Annotated in this window: 4 protein-coding genes, 1 tRNA gene and 1 pseudogene; 4 read left to right on the plus strand and 2 right to left on the minus strand. The window is 36.2% G+C overall.

Annotated features, from left to right (window positions below):
• Nucleotides 1-370: pseudogene (locus tag WBM60_RS08520) on the minus strand (hypothetical protein); the annotation flags it as partial.
• A 78-nt stretch (nt 371-448) separates the two neighbouring features.
• On the opposite strand from WBM60_RS08520, the gene WBM60_RS08525 reads away from it, so the two are divergent.
• Genes WBM60_RS08525 through WBM60_RS08535 form a run of 3 tightly spaced genes read left to right on the plus strand, consistent with a single transcriptional unit; the run spans nt 449 to nt 1,901 of the window.
• Nucleotides 449-820, plus strand: a complete 372-nt coding sequence (locus WBM60_RS08525) for an RNA-binding S4 domain-containing protein (RefSeq protein ID WP_424276590.1) — start codon at nt 449-451, stop codon at nt 818-820.
• The gene (locus WBM60_RS08530; protein WP_424282960.1) at nt 807-1,388 is read left to right on the plus strand and encodes a methyltransferase domain-containing protein; all 582 of its coding nucleotides are present in this window, start codon (nt 807-809) and stop codon (nt 1,386-1,388) included. The genes WBM60_RS08525 and WBM60_RS08530 overlap by 14 nt, the downstream gene beginning before the upstream one ends.
• A 12-nt stretch (nt 1,389-1,400) precedes the next feature.
• Nucleotides 1,401-1,901 (plus strand): phosphoribosyltransferase family protein, encoded by a 501-nt coding sequence (locus WBM60_RS08535; protein WP_424258967.1) that lies wholly within the window; start codon nt 1,401-1,403, stop codon nt 1,899-1,901.
• On the opposite strand, the gene WBM60_RS08540 is transcribed toward WBM60_RS08535, so the two are convergent.
• Nucleotides 1,890-2,405 (minus strand): shikimate kinase, encoded by a 516-nt coding sequence (locus tag WBM60_RS08540; protein ID WP_424282961.1) that lies wholly within the window; start codon nt 2,403-2,405, stop codon nt 1,890-1,892. The genes WBM60_RS08535 and WBM60_RS08540 overlap by 12 nt on opposite strands.
• 152 nt (nt 2,406-2,557) lie before the next feature.
• Between WBM60_RS08540 and WBM60_RS08545 the strand changes: the two genes are divergently transcribed.
• Nucleotides 2,558-2,630 (plus strand) — tRNA-Lys (locus WBM60_RS08545).
• The last annotated feature ends 17 nt before the right edge of the window (nt 2,631-2,647 follow it).

Below are 2,647 nucleotides of genomic sequence, written 5' to 3' on the forward strand. Positions count from 1 at the left end.
CTATTCCCTCACGCGCAGCAAGATAATAAAGGGTATGATTTACAGTTACATCCTCATCCAAATTAAAAGTTTCAGACGAAACAGGAATAGTCATGGTTGATACCTGATCTATAAGTGGAATTTTATCATCAGTTAAACTAGTGATAGTATCCAAAACTATCTTATAATCGAAATCCGCAGGTGGGCTTTCAAATTCTTCATAGTTATAGTAATGCGTTTGTAAGTATTCTTTAATTTCCGCATCATTTTCTGCCTCAACCTCAGCAAGGGGTCTTGGTGGCACAACTATAACGTCTGTACTATCATCACTGTTACATGAGGATATAATAGCCAACAAAGCAATAAAGAGTAAAACTCCTTTTTCTTTCATAGATCTTCTTTTGAAGCCCGCAAGATACAATTTTCCCCTATTTTTGTTGAAGTCCTTAACAAAGATTTTTATTTGTAAATGCGTATAGATAAGTATTTGTGGAGTATTCGCTATTATAAGACCCGAAATATGGCTACTGAAGCTTGTAAAAAAGGGCATGTGCGTATAAATGGTAAAACGGTTAAACCTTCAAGAGAAGTCTATAAACTGGATGAAATTATAGTGCGTAAAAATCAAATTAATTATGAACTTAGTGTCCTGGATGTGCCCTCGAGCCGGGTAAGTGCAAAACTGGTGGATATTTATAGAAAAGATACCACCCCAAAGGAAGTATTTCAAAGCCACGAGTTAATGCAATTAAATAAAAATCAATACAGACAAAAAGGCGAAGGCCGACCTACCAAAAAAGAAAGACGTGATATAGACGATTATCTGGATGAATCTGAATAGAGACTATTGGGAAGAGCGGTATGCCGCGAATAATCTGGGTTGGGATATTGGTACAGTATCTACTCCCCTGAAGGATTATATTGATCAACTTGAAGATAAAAACCTTAAAATATTGATTCCCGGCGCCGGCAATGGTTATGAAGCAATTTATCTTCACAAAAGCGGATTTACTAACGTTTATGTAATGGATCTAGCAAGGCAGCCTTTGGAAAAAATAAAGGCAGAAATTCCGGAAATTCCCCCCAGTCAATTAATATCTGGAGATTTTTTCGATCTGGAGCTACAGGATTTCGACTTGATCCTGGAACAAACTTTCTTTTGTGCCCTAAATCCGGAACTGCGAAAAAATTATGTGCAGAAAATGTTACAGCTTTTAAAACCTGGCGGAAAGCTAGCAGGACTTTTATTCGACTTTCCATTAACCCTTAACGGTCCTCCATTTGGTGGTAGTCCAAAAGAATACGAAGAATTGTTTAACCCAACTTTTACGATAAATGTACTGGAGCGGGCAATCAACTCTATCCCACCCAGAAAAGATAAGGAACTGTTTTTTATCTTTGAAAAATAATTAGATGCAATTATGCAAAATAAAATACTTTCCCACGTTCAGATTCAACATAAAATCAGAAGGATTGCCTATCAGATCTATGAAACCAATGTATCTGAAAAAAAAATTATAATTGCAGGTATTGAAGGAGGAGGCTTAAATTTTGCCAGGAAGTTACAAGCTGTTCTCCAGGATATAACTACGGCAGAAATTGTATTGTGTAAGGTGATGATGGACAAAAAGAATCCCATTAAAAGCGGGGTTACCATTTCCATTCCGGAAAGTGAATACAAAAATAAATCTGTTGTTCTTATTGATGACGTACTAAAGTCGGGAAGCACCCTCATTTATGGAGTGCACCATTTTCTCAAAACCCCCTTAAAACAGTTAAAAACAGCTGTTCTCGTAAATAGAAACCATAAAAAATATCCTGTAAAAGCAGATTTTAAAGGGATTTCTCTTTCCACTTCTTTACAGGAGCATGTCACAGTAGAATTCAAGGCAAAAAATGATGCCGTTTATTTAGGGGAGTAAAGTCACTATTTCTTCTTTAACGGCTTCAGCATCCTTAAGGTCTCCTATTATAGTGAAATGGGCACGAGAATAAAAAACTCCTCTTTCAAAAATATGTTTCCCTATAAACTCCGGTAAATCTTCATCTTTTAAATGCGCAATTAGAGGTCTGTGATTTTTCTCCTTATGGAGTCTTTGTATCAATGAAGCAATGGATAATTTAAGGTAAAAAACCAGGCTTGTTTTTTGAAGAATTGTATCCATATTGACCCCGTAACAAGGTGTTCCACCACCTAATGCTATAACCAAATCACGATTGTCATCAAGTAACTCATTCAGCAATTCGCTCTCTTTTTTTCTAAAATACAGCTCCCCCTTAGTTGCAAATAAGTCTGAAATCTTCTGGTTCAACCTTGTTTCAATATAGACATCCAGATCTACGAATTCAAAATTAAGCTCTTTAGCAAGCAACTTCCCCACAGTGGTTTTCCCACTACCCATATATCCTACAAGGACTACTTTCATTTTAATATTTTAGTAAAAATGTACTAATTATCAAGGAATTCAAAGAAAACCTAAATTAATCTTTAAATGGACTTGAAAAATTAATTAATGATAGTATATTTGCAGCCGCTAATGCCGTTTTATCGATGGTATTGGAAGATTAATAACAAAATGACCTGGTAGCTCAGTTGGTAGAGCATCTCCCTTTTAAGGAGAGGGTCCTGGGTTCGAGCCCCAGCCAGGTCACTTTTAAGGTTATCAAA

This window comes from Eudoraea sp., assembly GCF_049669105.1.
Taxonomy (GTDB): Bacteria; Bacteroidota; Bacteroidia; order Flavobacteriales; family Flavobacteriaceae; genus Eudoraea.